15 protein-coding genes are annotated in these 16,047 nt (G+C 49.4%); 2 read left to right on the top strand and 13 right to left on the bottom strand.

The window, feature by feature from the left end:
• The first annotated feature begins 1 nt into the window (after position 1).
• A complete protein-coding gene (locus tag AC50Y5_RS00140; RefSeq protein ID WP_494857641.1) occupies positions 2-424 on the top strand; it encodes a DUF1801 domain-containing protein in 423 nt (140 codons plus the stop codon).
• A 16-nt stretch (positions 425-440) separates the two neighbouring features.
• Here AC50Y5_RS00140 and AC50Y5_RS00135 read toward each other — a convergent pair whose 3' ends face one another.
• The 8 genes from AC50Y5_RS00135 to AC50Y5_RS00100 all read right to left on the bottom strand — a co-directional run bounded on the left by AC50Y5_RS00135 (position 441) and on the right by AC50Y5_RS00100 (position 7,311).
• Positions 441-740 carry a MazG nucleotide pyrophosphohydrolase domain-containing protein gene (locus tag AC50Y5_RS00135; RefSeq protein WP_494857639.1) on the bottom strand — a complete coding sequence of 100 codons (300 nt, stop codon included), beginning with the start codon at positions 738-740 and terminating at the stop codon, positions 441-443.
• A gap of 27 nt (positions 741-767) precedes the next feature.
• Entirely contained in the window at positions 768-1,364 is a 597-nt protein-coding gene (locus AC50Y5_RS00130) for an MSMEG_1061 family FMN-dependent PPOX-type flavoprotein (RefSeq protein WP_494857637.1), read from the bottom strand.
• Positions 1,365-1,431: 67 nt separating this feature from the next.
• Positions 1,432-2,130 carry an MOSC domain-containing protein gene (locus tag AC50Y5_RS00125; RefSeq protein WP_494857635.1) on the bottom strand — a complete coding sequence of 233 codons (699 nt, stop codon included), beginning with the start codon at positions 2,128-2,130 and terminating at the stop codon, positions 1,432-1,434.
• A 123-nt stretch (positions 2,131-2,253) separates the two neighbouring features.
• Entirely contained in the window at positions 2,254-2,400 is a 147-nt protein-coding gene (locus AC50Y5_RS00120; RefSeq protein ID WP_155973632.1) for a hypothetical protein, read from the bottom strand.
• Between the two features lie 182 nt (positions 2,401-2,582).
• Positions 2,583-3,497 carry an arginase gene (gene rocF / locus AC50Y5_RS00115; RefSeq protein ID WP_494857633.1) on the bottom strand — a complete coding sequence of 305 codons (915 nt, stop codon included), beginning with the start codon at positions 3,495-3,497 and terminating at the stop codon, positions 2,583-2,585.
• A 50-nt stretch (positions 3,498-3,547) separates the two neighbouring features.
• Positions 3,548-5,098, bottom strand: coding sequence for an L-glutamate gamma-semialdehyde dehydrogenase (gene pruA, locus AC50Y5_RS00110; RefSeq protein ID WP_494857631.1), 1,551 nt, complete (start codon positions 5,096-5,098; stop codon positions 3,548-3,550).
• Between the two features lie 51 nt (positions 5,099-5,149).
• Positions 5,150-6,346, bottom strand: coding sequence for an ornithine--oxo-acid transaminase (locus AC50Y5_RS00105; protein WP_056043107.1), 1,197 nt, complete (start codon positions 6,344-6,346; stop codon positions 5,150-5,152).
• A 47-nt stretch (positions 6,347-6,393) separates the two neighbouring features.
• Positions 6,394-7,311: a proline dehydrogenase family protein gene (locus tag AC50Y5_RS00100; RefSeq protein ID WP_056043105.1), complete on the bottom strand. Its 918-nt coding sequence runs from the start codon at positions 7,309-7,311 to the stop codon at positions 6,394-6,396.
• A gap of 358 nt (positions 7,312-7,669) precedes the next feature.
• Between AC50Y5_RS00100 and AC50Y5_RS00095 the strand changes: the two genes are divergently transcribed.
• Entirely contained in the window at positions 7,670-8,071 is a 402-nt protein-coding gene (locus AC50Y5_RS00095; protein ID WP_056043101.1) for a VOC family protein, read from the top strand.
• 210 nt (positions 8,072-8,281) lie between these two features.
• On the opposite strand, the gene AC50Y5_RS00090 is transcribed toward AC50Y5_RS00095, so the two are convergent.
• From AC50Y5_RS00090 to AC50Y5_RS00070, 5 genes are all read right to left on the bottom strand, one after another.
• On the bottom strand, positions 8,282-9,739 hold the full coding sequence (locus tag AC50Y5_RS00090; RefSeq protein ID WP_063892707.1) for an IS110 family transposase: 1,458 nt from the start codon (positions 9,737-9,739) through the stop codon (positions 8,282-8,284).
• A gap of 557 nt (positions 9,740-10,296) precedes the next feature.
• A complete protein-coding gene (locus AC50Y5_RS00085; protein ID WP_430164622.1) occupies positions 10,297-11,211 on the bottom strand; it encodes a phosphotransferase in 915 nt (304 codons plus the stop codon).
• A gap of 364 nt (positions 11,212-11,575) precedes the next feature.
• Complete coding sequence (locus tag AC50Y5_RS00080; RefSeq protein WP_494857628.1) at positions 11,576-12,310, bottom strand: IclR family transcriptional regulator; 735 nt, start codon at positions 12,308-12,310, stop codon at positions 11,576-11,578.
• A gap of 147 nt (positions 12,311-12,457) precedes the next feature.
• Entirely contained in the window at positions 12,458-14,272 is a 1,815-nt protein-coding gene (locus tag AC50Y5_RS00075; RefSeq protein WP_056043096.1) for a B12-binding domain-containing radical SAM protein, read from the bottom strand.
• Positions 14,273-14,432: 160 nt separating this feature from the next.
• Positions 14,433-15,974: a stalk domain-containing protein gene (locus AC50Y5_RS00070; RefSeq protein WP_494857626.1), complete on the bottom strand. Its 1,542-nt coding sequence runs from the start codon at positions 15,972-15,974 to the stop codon at positions 14,433-14,435.
• Positions 15,975-16,047: the final 73 nt, after the last annotated feature.

The following is a 16,047-nucleotide window of genomic DNA, read 5'->3' as shown; positions in this document are numbered from 1 at the left end:
CATGTACGAGCTGAAAACGAAGGAAACCGACAACAGCGTCATCGCATTTATTGAAGAAGTCGAAAATATTAAAAAACGGGAAGACGCATATAAGCTGCTCGACCTTTTCACCGAAACTACAGGGCTTCCCGCAAAAATGTGGGGGCCCAGCATTATCGGCTTCGGGTCGTATCACTACCAATATGAATCAGGGCATGCCGGGGATGCACCTCTAGTTGGCTTTTCCCCAAGAAAAGCCAAGATCAGCCTGTATTTTGCCACAGGCGACACGCATCGAGAGGTACTGCTGCTACAGCTCGGAAAACATACAGCGGGCAAGGCATGCGTCTACATCAATAAAGTGGCCGACATAGATACGGACGTCTTAAAGGCGTTGATCCACCAGTCCATCCAGTTTCTTAAAGAGACGTATCCGAATTCTTAGAAATAGCGAATCACCATTACCAGGTGCGAGTTTTGTTGATTTCGATCTTTTTCGAAAAAGCCTGCTCCAAGTCTATATCCAGCTTGTTTGCAAGGTCACAAATATTCCACACGATATCGTACATTTCCAGGCCCAAACGGTCTTTGATTTCTTCCTTCTTCTCATGGTCGGGGTGGTAGGAAAGATGCAGCAGCTCTTTAACCGTCTCCCCTACCTCCGTAACTAAATAAAGCGCCCTTTGCTCAATCGTTGATTCGTCAAACCCATGAGTAATGCTGAATTCCTTCACATGCTTTTGCATTTCAGATAATTGCATGACTGTACCTGCCTTTGTTGTCTAAAATTATTTTTTTAACGGGAAGCCATTAATTTCAAGATGGGCTTTAAACAAATCTTGAACGGATGGCAGCTGCTCCTTGGAAGGCCACTGCTCATGCCCCCATAATCCGGCCTGCTTGAACGCCCGCGGGCAGTGGATGAAACATTCCTCGACTTCAACGACAACGGCAAGGCCGCTCGTCTTGCCATTCCAATCCATGCTGCTGATAAATGCAACATTACGCGTAATGCTCGCACGTCCATTCACCCGCATCACTTCATCAAGCCCCGGAATAATAAAAATCATGCCGATTTGCGGATTTTCAATCACATTCAGCAAGGAGTCCATTCTTCTATTGCCCGGACGATCCGGGAATGCGATTTGCTTCTCATTAAGCACCTTAACAAAGCCGGCCTCATCCCCGCGCGGGGAAACATCGCCTATACCAGCCGCATTCGAGGTCGCTAGAAAAAAGAGCGGCGACATCGACAAGTAATTGGCGGCATGCGAATCGATAATGGAAATCGTTTTTTTCACGACAGCTTCGGAAGGCTCGGTCATCATGCTTCTCAGCTCTTCCGCGGTCGTCACTTTATCTTCCTGCCACAATAAATGGGTCATGCAGGTCTACCTCCTCGTTTTTGATTGCTTTGCTATATAGCATGCATACCCTAGTCAATCGTTCAACTTAATCGGCTTGCTTATTCGCCGCTTGGCCCGATAGCCGCTCCGTTGTATCCGTCTCCAGCCCGGCCAGACGTTTTGTGAAAGTCGCCCTCCAGCTGCTGGACAGCTCTGGCGCGGCAAGCAGCCGCTCCATGCCCTCCTGATTCGTTTTCTCCACATGCATAATTTGATTCGCGTAAGAAATCGACAACGCTGCAGGATGCTTGCTTATGCATATTAAAGAGTCCGAAGGCGAAACGACACCTTCCTTGAGCACTCGAAAATAATACCCGGTATAGCCGGTCTGCTGCACCTGCAGCGGAAGCTCGGGCAAGCCGTATTTGACGGACAGCTTGAAGCAGGGCTGACGAGGCTGGCTTACCTGCACAATCGCCGTCCCAAGCTGGAACGTATCGCCAATATGGATATCCTCCTCAACGATGCCCTGCGTCGTGAGATTTTCGCCAAAGGCGCCGAAGTTCATCGGCAAGCCCTGCGTCTCCCAATAGGCATAATGCTCAAAAGGATACACGCACACCGCCTTATCCTCCCCGCCATGATGGACCAAATCCGCTTGGCCGTCTCCCTCGAAGCAGACGGCAGTAAGCTTAACAGCATCCTGGACAGGATGCTTATGAATGCCCGTTAAAACCTCTTTCTTCAAATAGGGTACCTGCTGAGGCATCCCAATATTGATCGATTTAATTGAACCCGCTACCACTATGCTTCCCTCCTGTCTGCTGATCAGACGCCGCCCTTTCGACCATCCAGCCAGCCTTCATTCCACCTGTAGCCATCGATATCTATCGCTTTATCATATAAAATGCATAATCCAGTCCTTCTATTATGGACGGTTCAGCACATAATTTCCAGCAAAAATACGCAAGTGCCGAAGCTCCAATCGGCTTATTCCATTAATGGAATGGCCGGCGATGCTTGGCTCCACCAGCTCGGGATACGCAGCAGCAAGCACTGCGGAAGAGGCATTCAACTCATTAATTGTACTCTATCCATACACCTCGGATGCGCCTACATGATTGTATGACCCTACACTTAATGTCTATAAGAATAACGATAATCATCACAAGGAGGCGGCTTCCGCTGCCAGATGGCTACTGGACACGGAAGCAGCCTCCTTGTGTTTCTGCTGTTTATGCCGGACTTGCTGCCGAGCTACATAATTTGCTCACCGAAAACAGAACCGATCAGCTCGACTGCTGTATGAGCTGTTTTGTTGCGGTAATCGAGTACCGGATTCACCTCAACAAACTCCGCGGATACAAGCCGCTTCGATTCGGCCAGCATCTCCATCGCAAGATGGCTTTCCCGATAGCTGACTCCGCCGATAATTGGCGTACCGACACCCGGGGCATCATTCGGGTCAAGACCGTCCAAATCGAAGCTCAAATGGACGCCATCTGCTGCCGCAAGCCGCTCAAGCGCTTCCTCCATTACCTGGTCCATGCCTCGCCGATCAATATCATGCATCGTATAGACGCGGACGCCAAGCTTGCGCAGCAAAGCCTTCTCGCCCGGATCAATCGAGCGGGCCCCGATAATGACGACATCCTCCGGACGGATCGGCTCGCGTTTGCCAGTGCCTCCCACTCCAAGCAGGCGCCGACTGCCATAACCGAGACTAACCGCCAGCGACATGCCGTGAATATTGCCCGACGGCGTAGTATCCGCTGTGTTGGCATCACAATGCGCATCGAACCATAACACGCCAAGGCGCGGAATATGGCGCTGCACCCCTTTTATCGTGCCGATGGCTATGCTGTGGTCGCCGCCCAAAATAAGCGGAAACCGCCCTTTCCCCAGCTCCTCGGCCGTTTTGTCCGCCAGCTTGCTATTGACTCTAACGAGCTCATCTACATATTTCAGCTTCTCGCCTGGTTCGGGACGCGATGCAGGGCGGCGCACAGCCACATCGCCCAAATCATGCACCATATAGCCGAGCTGCTCCAGCTTCTGCTCAATACCCGCGCAGCGAATGGCACTTGGGCCCATATCGACGCCGCGGCGGTCTGCCCCCAGATCAATCGGGACACCGATAATTGAAATATCCGTTTGGCTAATCGGCAGCATAAGCCATCCTCCTTTACCTGCTGGGCTTGATTATCACCTGCTTCAGCTATTTACAGCTGCTCCGAAATCAGCTTAAGCTGTGTAAATTGCAGCAAATAATCCGGCCCCCCGGCTTTGGAATCCGTTCCCGACATATTGAAGCCGCCGAAAGGATGGACACCGACGATGGCTCCTGTACATTTTCGATTAAAATAAAGATTGCCGACATGGAACTGCTCGCGCGCCAGCTCCAGCTTAACGCGGTTCGTCGAAAATACCGCACCTGTGAGTCCATATTCCGTGTTGTTGGCAATCTCAAGCGCCTCTTCATAAGATGAAGCTTTGCAGAAGCCGAGCACCGGGCCAAAAACCTCCTCCTGCATCAGTACAGCATCAGGCTTGAGATCAGCAATAATCGTAGGCTGAATGAAATAGCCATCGCCTTCCGCCTTTTGCCCTCCGGTCACAAGCCTCCCTTCCTTGCTGCCCGTTTCGATATATTCGCAAATTTTGCGGTACGCATTCGAATCAATGACTGGCCCTGTATAGTTGCTAAAGTCCACCGTATTGCCGACGGTCAGCGCCTCCGTCAGCTCGGTGCAGCGTTTTAATACCGCGTCATAGACAGCCTCGTGGACGATGGCCCGGGAGCAGGCGGAGCATTTTTGCCCGGAAAAGCTGAATGCCGAAGCGACAATCGCCTGCGCCGCTGCTTCCAGATCCGCTTCGCTATCAACAACGATGGCATCTTTGCCGCCCAGCTCGCCGACAAACCGTTTTAGCCAAACTTGGCCCGGCGATGTTTTGGCAGACAGCTCGAATATTCGCAGTCCGACTTCCCGAGAACCCGTGAAGGAAATGAAGCGCGTCAGCGGATGCGTCACGAGCAAATCGCCAATTTCCGCGCCGCTCCCCGGTAAAAACTGGACGACGCCAGCCGGCATGCCCGCCTGCTCCAGCACCTCGACGAACTTGTACGCGATCACAGGCGTTGTGCTTGCCGGCTTCAGCACTACCGTGTTGCCCGCCACTACCGCCGCCGTCGTCATGCCCGCCATAATCGCCAGCGGAAAGTTCCACGGCGGAATGACGACACCGACGCCAAGCGGAATATATTGCAGATCGTTATCTTCGCCGCGCCGAACGACCAGCTTTTTCGCTACCGTTTCACTCATCTCCAGCATTTGCCGCGCATAATATTCGAGAAAATCAATCGCTTCCGCCGTATCAGCATCTGCTTCCCCGCGCGTCTTGCCCGCCTCAATCATGAGCCAGGCGTTAAACTCATGCTTGCGGCGGCGCAAAATTGCTGCTGCCTTAAACAGCAATCTCGCCCGATGCGCCACAGGCACCTTGGACCACGACTTAAACGTCTCATAGGCGCTTGCGATCGCCTGCTCTGCTTGCTCTGCATTTGCCTTCGATACCCGCCCCACGACCTCGCTCGTGCTGGAAGGATTGATGGAGCTTTGCATTTCCTCTGTCATGACCCTGCTGCCGCCGATAATAAGCGGATAAACATGGCCCAGCTGCTGCTGCACTTGGCTAATTGCTGCTGCAAGCGCCTCGCTGTTCGCCTCGATCGTAAAATCGGTAAATGGCTCCGGTACATAAGTAATCATAGGAAAGCTCCACCCTTCTCCTCTTAAAATAGATGATTTGGATAAGTCGGGTCACATCGCTTGAAAAACATCCGCTATACGCTGAGCCGCCCATGCCAGCTCGTCTTCGGAAATGATCAGCGGCGGCGCAAGCCGGATTACCTTTTCATGCGTTTCCTTGCATAGCAGGCCGGCTTCCTTTAGCTTCTCACAGTAGGGCCGCGCCGCTCCTTTCAGCTCGATCGCAATAAAAAGCCCCCTGCCGCGCACCTCCACAATGTCGTGATGCTTGATTTCGCGCAGCTTGGTAAGCAGCCGCTCGCCCAGTGTCAGCGATCTTTCCGCGAGGCGCTCATCCTCGGTTACACGGAGCGCTGCGACTGCTACGGCGCTCGCCAGCGGATTGCCGCCAAAAGTTGAGCCATGCGAGCCCGGCTCAAACACGCCCAAAATGCTGCTGTCCGCCGCTACCGCTGACACAGGCAGCACGCCGCCGCCAAGCGCTTTGCCCATAATGTAAACATCCGGCGTGACCGCTTCCCAATCACAGGCGAAGCGCTTGCCCGTACGGCCAAACCCCGTCTGAATCTCGTCTGCCATCAGCAGCACCTGATGCTGATGGCACAAAGCGGCAGCCTGGCGCAAATAACCTTCCGGCGGAATAATGATGCCAGCTTCCCCTTGAATCGGCTCGACGAGAAACGCAGCCGTATTCGGGGTAATGGCCGCTTCCAGCGCCGCAATATCGCCATAGGGAATAATGGTGAAGCCCGGTGTAAACGGGCCAAAGTCTTCCCGATACGAAAGCTCGGAAGAGAAAGACGTAACGGTCAGCGTCCGACCGTGAAAATTGCCGGCGCACACAATAATGTCCGCTTGGCCCGACGGAATGCCCTTTACCCGGTAGCCATATCTGCGGGCCGCCTTCACCGCCGTCTCTACCGCTTCCACACCGGTATTCATCGGCAGCAGCATATTTTTGCCCGTTAAATCTGTCAGCAGCGCAAGCAATTCCCCAAACGGCTCATTATAAAAAGCTCGCGACGTCAGCGTGACCAGATCCGCTTGGTTCTTCAAAGCTTCTATAATTCGCGGATGCCGATGCCCTTGATTGAGCGCCGAATACCCGCTGAGCATATCCATGTAACGCTTTCCATCCGGGTCCTCGACCCACACGCCTTCCGCCTTGGCGATGACAATCGGCAGCGGATGATAGTTATGCGCGCCAAGCCGCTCGGTCTGCTCAATCGTATTAGCCTGCTCCTTCATGACCATCCCTCTTTCCAGCCTGATGGCTATTTCTTTCTCAGCTCAGCCTATCGTTTGAACATGGATTTGAGCACAAAAGAGACATTTTCCGGCCGTTCGGCCAGCCGCCGCATAAAGTAGCCATACCAATCTGTTCCGTACGGCACATAGACCCGCACCTTGTAGCCCTCTTCAACGAGCTGCTGCTGGAGCGCTGTGCGAATGCCGTACAGCATTTGAAATTCAAACCGCGTCATCGGTATTGCCTGCTCCTTGACATAACCCTTTACCCATTCAATAATCGCATCATCATGGGTTGCGACAGCGGCATAATGGCCGTTTTCCAGCTGTTTTTTAATGAGATGGATAAAATTGTGATCTACATCCGCTTTGTCAGGGAAAGCGACCTCTGGCGGCTCTTTGTAGGCGCCTTTTACCAATCGGTAGTTCGGCTTCAAAATGCTCAGCCGCTCCATATCCGCTTCGGTTTTGAATAAATAAGCCTGCAGGACAATGCCGATATGATGGCCGAACTCTGCGCGCAGCTGCTCATACATTTGGATCGACGGCTCATTGCGGGCGTAATCCTCCATATCGATGCGCACGAAGCTATCCAGCCGTTTCGCCTCCGATACGATCATTCGCATATGGCTAAGGCATAGCGGATAAGAAATATCCAGCCCGAGCTGCGTCAGCTTCACGGAAACGTTGGCGGCGGCCCCGGCGCTCGCAATAGCTTGCAGCCCTTTCACAACCTCTTCGGCGGATTCCTTCGCTTCCTGCTCGCTTCGGGTAAATTCGCCAAGATGGTCAAGCGTCACGACGAGGCCGCTCTCGTTAAGCGCGGCTACCTTCTTCATCGCTGCGGCAAGCGTCTCTCCCGCTACGAAGCGTTCTGCGCCAAGGCGAAGCCCAAAGCGCTGCGCCATCCGATTGGCTAATCGGTTTTTGGACAAATACAACAGCATGTCACGCATGACCGCCATGCGTTCCCCTCCTTCTAGGCAATGTCCTGCCGCTTCTTTCTTGAATGGCAGCAGGCTCCGACTGTGGCATAGGCGAAATGTGCTTATGAAATAAGGTATGAATGCAGACAGGCAATAAATCCATCATTACAACAAAAGCTTGATGAACATCCTTGTTTTTCCGTTATTCGAAAAATCTTTCCGGATATAATAAAAAACTCGGAGCTGTGCCGAGCATAACGAAGCTTATTGGTGTGTATTGAAAATGTTGTATTAGACTGGATTGAAAATAGAAACAGCGGTAGCCTTGATTCGCTTCTGCTGCCAGAGGTAGAGTATAGTAGGAGTAGTTTAAAATATATTACAGGAGGCTACGCTCATGTCACAGGAGATTTGGATTAACCTGCCGGTCAAAGATGTTGAGAGGTCAACTACCTTTTTCAATGAGATTGGATTCCATGCGGCGAGCGTTGGTAACGAGAGAGCCAAGCTTGCCATAGGCCAAACAACGATTTTGCTGTTCCCGGATGCGGCGTTTGAGAAATTTACAGGTTCAAAAAAAGCAGATACTTCCCAAAGCGCAGAAGTCATATTTTCCATTGGCGCTAAAAGCAGAGACGAAGTAGATGCCTTTATTCAAAAAGTAGAGTTAGCTGGAGGAAGCATCTTTAGCAAGCCTAGTGAAAATGACGGCTGGATGTACGGCGCAGCATTTGCCGACCTGGACGGTCACCGCTGGAACCTGCTGTACATGGATGAAAGCAAAATGCCAAAAAGCTAATAGGGAAACGCCGGTCACCTGCTTAAGGTCACCGGCGTTTTTTTGCACCGCATATAGACCGACTTCCGATCACTGCGGCGAGTCTAATGTAGTGTAGTGCTTATAAAAATTCAGTGGGCCCATCACCGTAAACTGGAAGTTCCTTAGTTTCCAATTTACAAGGCAATGGGCTATTTATGTTCTATACTAAGGCAGTGTACGATACGTCGTTTATAAGGCATCGTCATCAGCTAACTCATCCGCTTGGCGTTCGTAATCTTCTAAATTAGCTGGGATCTTTAATCTTACTTTATCGCCATTAAGGATTACTCCCATTTTGCTCGCGTGTTTGAACGGATCATACGGTTCGTTGTTTTTAAGGCATGAGTATAAAACTTGGGCTATCTTACCGCATACATGACCTATTGCTTTTCTCTTCGCCATCCCTCGATCAACTAATCGTTTATAGTAAACACGAAAACTATTTTCACTTATTTTTGGAGATATTAACAGTAAAGTCATTAAGAATAGAACTCTACGAGTATCTCTAACACCCTCGTATGTCTGCCTACTTTTAAAAACAGATGTGCCCGAGATTTTATTCTCAGCGGCTACACCAAGGTATTTTTTAAGCTCTAAATATGTTGAGAAGCGTTCAATATCACCAATAGCGCCGATAAATGTACAGGCCATAGATTCACTCATGATAGGGAATGACATAAGTATTTTTGTATAAGGATGCGGTTTGTATCCTTTTTCTTTATCACCATAAAGCAGGGAGGAAATCTGTTTATCCATGCTTTTTATCGCTTCATCTATACGCAAAGCTTCTTCAATTAGCCACGTTTGCCGTTCAGCTAGGTGTGGAATGTTCAAGGCTAATGTGTTGGGTAACAATTCCGCCAAGGTCGTAGAGGCTTTCGTAGCAGTAGTTTTTGCACCAATAGTTATTAGAGTTTGCCTAAGTTCATCCTGAGTTACCTTGGCCATTTCCTGCGATGTAGGATACTTCAGAGCCAATTTGAGGACACTTAACGCCCCGGTTTTTTTAAAAGCTCGTTTAAGTTCAGGATTGGTTACAGAAAATAATTGCTGGACTTGATTCTTACGTCTCGTTAATTGAGTAGTAAGTAACCAGCGATCCCTAGTTAATGTGCGGTACAAAACCTGCTCTGCACTTGCAGGACGAACAATTCGCACCGAACGCATATCAGGATGAAGGGTTTTGTGCCATCCCATATAGGTCATGATTCTAGCATTAATTTCATCGGATTTTTCATTAAGTCCTAGCTGGCGTTCACGAAAATCTTTTACAGCTTTATTTTCAACCTGATATATAGAATAGCCTCGATCTAATAAAACTCGAACTACAAGATATGAATAATGTCCACCAGTTGGCTCCAGTAATATAAAGAAATCCTGGGGTTTATACCCGAATTGTGCCTGAATATCTTCTAAAGCATGGATAAACTTTGTAATTCCTTGGCTATTTGAGTTGAACTTCATTGTTTTACTGCGTTTCCATTCCTTCTCACTGCGGAACTTTTCAAAAGGAATGCAAGCAGCAACATGGAAATCCGAACCGATATCAATTCCAACATAGAAGGGATAGAAGGCTCTAGAGTTTTCTTGACCTTCATTAATGCTCATATCCGTAAGCATAAAATTATCCAACTTATGATCACCTATTCGAATCATTTGCACCAGATTAACCAAGTTTTCTTAAGAGCTCCGTAATGGGCCCAATGTAGCATGTCAGGTTTTAGATTCGGTGCTGTACCCAAAATAAACTGAGAGGTCGAGAATCCGCCTCAATAACTTTAAAGGGCTTCTGTTAAGTTCTTTCGACATAAGGAAACAATTTCCTTATTTCTCTGTTAAGTTCTTTGTTAATCTACGCAAAAAAACCTGTCATTTCGACAGGTTGAATAATCATCAAATGTGCAGCGCCAAAAACTTGGAGCGCCTCATTTCTGTTAAAGAAGTCCAGGAGGATGTCCTGCCGGCTCCAAACCTATTCTGGGCGGTTGTTCCCTGAGAGGTCACTGCACAATTATATATACGCCTATTAGGGGGCTAATTCCTTCTAAATATCGTACCAGTTACCACAAATACTTTATAGAAGTCTTTCTAAGCTCCACATTAGACTCAGAGGTTAACTGGTACTAATATATTTTAGCATGTTGCTCAAAAGTAATAAAAGCCAATATATTGTACTAACGTATCCGTTAGCGGAATGACATTTCTTAATCAGCGAGAGCACGTTTTATGATCGCTTTTGCTTCAGCAACCAACTTTTCATCTTTATAATCAATTGCCTGCATCATGATCAAAATGGGAATGTATATGGCTATTAATCGAGCTAATATCTTCGTTTCTTCATCGACATCCCCATATTCTTTGAAAAAGTCTGAACGTGCATCCGGAGGCAAAAAGCTATACGCGACATTCAAGTCGCAAGCAGGATGTCCGATATTGATATCGCCCCAGTCGATAATCCCTGAAACTATTCCATTCTCGTCTACCAGCATATTTTTAAAATGAAGGTCTCCATGGAGGAATACGTTTTTGGGGTTCACTTTTTCAGTCCCAAGCTGTTCCAAATAGTTCGATAATTCACGATACTCTTCTTCACTAAAATGAAGGGCAAGGTTGGAAATGAATCTATGCAACTTTTCTTTACGCATTGCAATATCAATCAAATTTCTGTGGTCATGTTGAACTCCATTTTCTTGGGCAATTTGCACAGGGAATGCATGTAAGCTTTTTAAAAATTGCGCGAGCGTTGTTGCTGATAACGCACGTTGCTTGTCAGTTAATCCGATTGGAAACTTTCCTGATAAATAGGGGTAGCCTAGGAAAGGCGCAGGATAATTATAATCCCCTTCCCCAAAAAATAGCGGTATCGAATATGCAATGGAACAATAATCTTTAAGCTTAGGTAGTACCTTTCCTTCCATCCTTAAACTATTAATTGCAACTTCTCTTCTTGGAAAGCGAAATACATATTCGGCCCCAACAAGAAAAACAGTATTATCCCAGCCGTATCCTAGTTTTTGTACGCTTTGTGAAGCTAACTGTGGAAACTGACTGCTTATTAATTTATGAGCTAATTCTTCTGATACTTCCCATTCCGCATCCCATTGATTCGTACTTCCCATACCCATTTATCGACTCCCTCACGAAAATAGAAAATAGGCTCGACTAGCCTGTTCCATTTACAACATCATATCATTAATTTTTTCTTCTGTTCGAGAACAACCTTACCGTCTGTTCCTCTATCCTTCCCGTTAGTTCAATAAAAAGGACGCTCCCGCGCCTTCGCTTGGGCTACGTCCTCCTCATTATATCCATTTCCAATTACTAATTAAAGAACGTACGCGGGTAGCATGTAGTGCTTAAACAGGGGACTTATCTTAGCCTAAGCACTAAGAAAATACTTTATTTACTTTTGACAATTGGAAAAAGAGGGCTAGATAACCGGCGAGCAAACGCCACCTTCCCTCAAATAACGGATTAGCGGACTCAGCCGCCAATCGTCGTCGTTATTTCGTGAGCACCTTGTATAACCTGCTTGCTGAGAAAATCCAGACGCTCCTCTGTCAGCTGGTCCGTCGTGACGCCGACCCCAAGAGCTCCCACAACTTTTCGCCCGAAGCCGATAATTGGAGCTGCAATCGCCGCCGTACCTTCCGTAAGCTCTGCATAGCTAACTGCATATCCCGCCTTCTTGATGCCGGGCAAAGCCGACAACAGCTGCTTGCGCTTCTCTTGGTCATCCACCAGCCGAATCAAAATCGCTTCCGCTTCAGCCAGTTTCATATTGGCCAACATCACTTTATTCGGCGCGCCAATATGCATCGCAATCCGCTCGCCCAAGCTTTCTACAACCCGGAGCTTCACCTTACCGTCTACTTTATCGATTCCCATCGAAAACTTGCCGTAAGGGATGCTTAAGAAAACCGTTTCTTTCACTTCAGCCGCCAGACGTTCCATTATCGGCCTAGCTGCCGTGCGCAAATCCATCTGCTCGACCTGCTGCAAGCCGACTTCCATCCACTTTGGCCCCGGCCGATAACGTTTCGTCTCCGGAAGCTGAACAACGAGCTCATGCCTTACCAATGTACTAATTAGTCTATGCGTCGTACTTAGCGGCAAGCCTACCCGCTCCGAAATATCTGATATCGCCCAGCCAATGCGGCTGTTGTCCGACATGAGCAGCTGAATAATTTGCATCGCGCGATCAATAGATTGAACCAATAGTATCCCTCATTCAACAGTCTCTGATCTTTTCTTCTCAAAACCTAACATACAATAATCGTTTTACGATTAATATAGGTGTCAGCATTTTGTTTGTCAATAAAAAAACAGCAGTTCACGTCACTTTACGTGACATGAACTGCATATTTACGCGGTTACCGCATCATTATGCAGCTTTAGCATGTACGGCTTTGGCGTCGGCTTGCTGCTGCCAGCCTCCATGGCATAGAGGACAACGAGCAGCGTATGCGTATTTTTCTGGATCGAGCCGTCCGCAAAATAGGCTTCCAGATCAAATGGCAGCCGCTCGATAACGGCATGCTTATGCAGCTCCTTCTCCGACATGCCGAGCGCCGCAAACGAATCCGACACCTTCTCCGGCCGCTCGACGAGGCTGCGCATATGGCTTCCCCATACGGCTTTGTCCATCGTGAATTCCCACCATGTTTTGCGCGGCTTGTATTTGTGGTTGAGGAAATAGTCATATTTCATCAGCCCCATAATGACGTCCATATCCGGCCTAGCTTCGCCAGCCAATTGCTGCTCATGCTGATAGCTGTTCAGGAACGACCACAGCCGGGAAAATAAATCCTCCAGCTGATGCCCGATTTTCTGCCAGCCCCGCTCCTCCCAATAGTCGCCAAAGTCCTGGAAGAAATCGAACGGCGACGGGAAAACCTGCTCCACCAAATACATGAGCGTACGGTCCATCCGGTGCGCATTCCAATATTTCTCCAGCACATCCTCTACCCGCTTCATGCGCACAATGTCGCCGAAAGGCATCAGGTCATTGCCGAGCATTTCGTAAGGCGCACGGTCCATGTAGATGTAGCCCCATTTGTCAGCGTCATTGCGCAGCCCGGTGCCGCGCAGCATTTTCAGGAATCCGAGCTGCATTTCTTCAGGCCCGAGCGCAAACACATCGTTGAAGGTGCCTTTGAATGTATCGTAGTTTTCGAGCGGCAATCCGGCGATTAAGTCGAGATGCTGGTCGATTTTGCCCGATTCCTTCACCTTCGTCACCGTCCGCACAAGCTTGGACCAGTTCTGTCTGCGCTGAACCGCCTCATTCGTCGGATCATTCGTCGACTGCACGCCAATTTCGAAGCGGAACACACCTGGAGGCGCATGCTCAGCCAAATAGTCGAGCACCTCAGGGCGCATAATATCTGCCGTAATTTCAAATTGGAAGACGCAGCCGTTATGATTTTCGATCAAAAATTGAAAAATTTCCAGCGCGTAATCCCGCTTAATATTAAACGTCCGATCGACGAATTTAATCAGCTTCGCTCCGGCATCAATCAAATACAAAATATCCGCCTTCGTCCGCTCCTTGTCAAAATAACGCACGCCTACCTCAATACTGGAGAGGCAGAACTGGCAGCTGAACGGACAGCCCCGGCTCGTCTCAAAATAAACGACGCGGCTGGCCAAATGCGGCACATCCTCGGCAAACCGATGCGGCGACGGCAGCGTAGCCAGATCCAGCTTCGGACGACCCGGATTAACCAGCGCCTCAATATAGCCCTCGCGCTGCTTACGATAGGCGAGCCCGAATACCATATGGTACTTGCCCGCGCCCTCGATCTCGGTCAGCAGATGATGGAACGTCTCCTCGCCTTCGCCGACGACGATAAAATCAACCTCGGGAATGCGCTCCATCCAATGATCGGTGTCGTAGCTTACTTCCGGTCCGCCGAGTATGATTTTCACCTGCGGGCTGACCTTGCGCAGCATATTGATGACCGTGATCGTCTCTTCAATGTTCCAAATGTAGCAGGAGAAGCCGACTACATCCGGCTGGCGGGAGTAAATATCCGATACAATGTTCATAACGGGATCTTTAATCGTGTATTCGGCAATATCAATATCGAATTGCTCGCCGCTGTAGGCTTTCAGGCAGCGCAGCGCTAGCGATGTGTGAATAAATTTTGCGTTTAATGTGGAAAGTACAACCTTCATCTCGTTACCTCGCTCATTGTTTTGTCACTATTGTCTATCATTGTACTACAGATGAGGGTTCCCGCACAAAAGAAAAGGCTGCCGGTGGTCGCTTACGCTCCCGCCAACAGCCCGATCATTTAGCTGTGAAGATTAAGATGAAGGAATTAAATAATAAGTGCTAGTCTTTCATGCTAATATAAAGCTGGTCTTTCAGCTGCATATCGAGAACCGGGAAGCGAACCTTCCACTTGTTGTCGCCAAGCGCTGTCACTTCATTTTCTGCAAAGCCGCGCGGCTGGAAGCCGAACGTACGATCGAAGGAGATGATAACTTGAATCGTCTCGCCCGGAAGCATGCGGTTCAGCTCATGGCCAAGGTTAATGGCCCAGCTGCGAATATCGTTAGCGGAAGAGCCGCCATAATAGGTGTAAAAGCGCGGATCAATATCAGCCGTCAGCACGATCCAGCCCTGCGAATCCCGCTTCACTTCCCAATTGCTGAAGCTTGCTGTGCCATCGCCTGTCGATACGGAGCCAAATTCTTTCTTCATCAGCGCTGTGATCGTTTCCATCGAAGCGCCTTTCAGCGTATCTGGCAAAATCGCCGGCAGAAACTTCACATCCTCCTGCGGGCTTTCCGGCAGCAATCCCATCAAGAGACTTGCATGGGCAACCGATACAGCAAAGTTCAGGTCGGCCTGCGATGTATAGCCAGCGGTCGTAATGCCGACCAGATCGCCATATTCATCGAACAGCGCTCCGCCGGAGCTGCCGTGGTCGATTGGCGCACTTGTCTGGATATAAGTGAGGCCATCTTCGTATGAAATGTTACTTACCAGACCGTCAGATACCGTGTTTTGGATACCGAGCGGACTGCCGATGGCTACGACTTTATCGCCTTTCTCAGGAACCGTATAGCCTACGCTCACTGGCTCCAAATACAGCGACTCATCCGTCTGAATGATCGCAAGGTCTGAGCTTGGGCGGTTGACAACAACGCCTTGAACCTTGTATTCATCGCCATAGATCGACGTAATCGTTGCCGAGCTCGCATCCTCAATGACGTGATTGTTAGTCAAAATCCAACGATCGCCGATAACGACGCCGCTGCCAAGCGCCTTATTCGTTGTGATCAGCACGACGCTTTCGTCGTTTTGCTCAACGATTTCCTTAGGCGTCAGCTTTGTACGGTCATCCTCAGGCGTTTCCTCGTACTCCTCGTAAGCTTCTGCCCACTGCTGTTCTATGGAAGTAATGCGAACGGCTTGCGCCGCGTTATCCCATTTCACTTTGGCGCCAAGCGCTTCGGCTACGAAACGGGCCGGCACGAAGGTGGTGCCATTTTTCACGGCTGGGGCTGCATCAAGCTTAACGGTCTTCCCGTCGACAACCGCTTCTTTCTTGCCTACGGTCAGCGATACCGTCGTTGTGTTTTTGCGTACGATAATCGTCTGCGTCTTCTCCACCCAAGTGATGGAAGCGCCCAGCGCCGTGAAAATCTGACGCATCGGCACGAACGTCACGCCGTTTTTTACATAAGGGGCAGCCGGAAGCGAAAGCTTGCTCCCGTCAATATAGACTTTAATAGCCTGCGTCGTGGACGCTGCTGTCGTAACAGCGCTTGCAGCAGAAGCCGTCGAAGTCGTTCCAGCCAGCGGCGACAGCAGCAAGCCAGTAACGAGCAACGGGGCTAGCAGCGTTTTTGCTAGTTTTGTTTTCACGTATGTAGTTCCTCCAAATTTTTGTCGATTACCTGGGGCGTTTTTAATGATAGATTGAGTCCCGTCCGCAAAT

It is taken from the genome of Paenibacillus sp. JT22N7, from assembly GCF_059383875.1.
Note: the sequence above shows the minus strand (reverse complement) of the source record. Positions and strands in the feature narration are given on the sequence as shown.

What these genes read in the sequence shown, in the direction of transcription:
- rocF (WP_494857633.1), bottom strand. Translation starts at nt 3,497, where the DNA reads ATGCTGCCGATTAGCCAAACGGATATTTCAATTATCGGTGTCCCGATT.
- AC50Y5_RS00085 (WP_430164622.1), bottom strand. Translation starts at nt 11,211, where the DNA reads ATGGGAAGTACGAATCAATGGGATGCGGAATGGGAAGTATCAGAAGAA.
- pruA (WP_494857631.1), bottom strand. Translation starts at nt 5,098, where the DNA reads ATGATTACTTATGTACCGGAGCCATTTACCGATTTTACGATCGAGGCG.
- AC50Y5_RS00130 (WP_494857637.1), bottom strand. Translation starts at nt 1,364, where the DNA reads ATGACCCATTTATTGTGGCAGGAAGATAAAGTGACGACCGCGGAAGAG.
- AC50Y5_RS00095 (WP_056043101.1), top strand. Translation starts at nt 7,670, where the DNA reads ATGTCACAGGAGATTTGGATTAACCTGCCGGTCAAAGATGTTGAGAGG.
- AC50Y5_RS00100 (WP_056043105.1), bottom strand. Translation starts at nt 7,311, where the DNA reads ATGGCGGTCATGCGTGACATGCTGTTGTATTTGTCCAAAAACCGATTA.
- AC50Y5_RS00135 (WP_494857639.1), bottom strand. Translation starts at nt 740, where the DNA reads ATGCAATTATCTGAAATGCAAAAGCATGTGAAGGAATTCAGCATTACT.
- AC50Y5_RS00140 (WP_494857641.1), top strand. Translation starts at nt 2, where the DNA reads ATGTACGAGCTGAAAACGAAGGAAACCGACAACAGCGTCATCGCATTT.
- AC50Y5_RS00075 (WP_056043096.1), bottom strand. Translation starts at nt 14,272, where the DNA reads ATGAAGGTTGTACTTTCCACATTAAACGCAAAATTTATTCACACATCG.
- AC50Y5_RS00105 (WP_056043107.1), bottom strand. Translation starts at nt 6,346, where the DNA reads ATGAAGGAGCAGGCTAATACGATTGAGCAGACCGAGCGGCTTGGCGCG.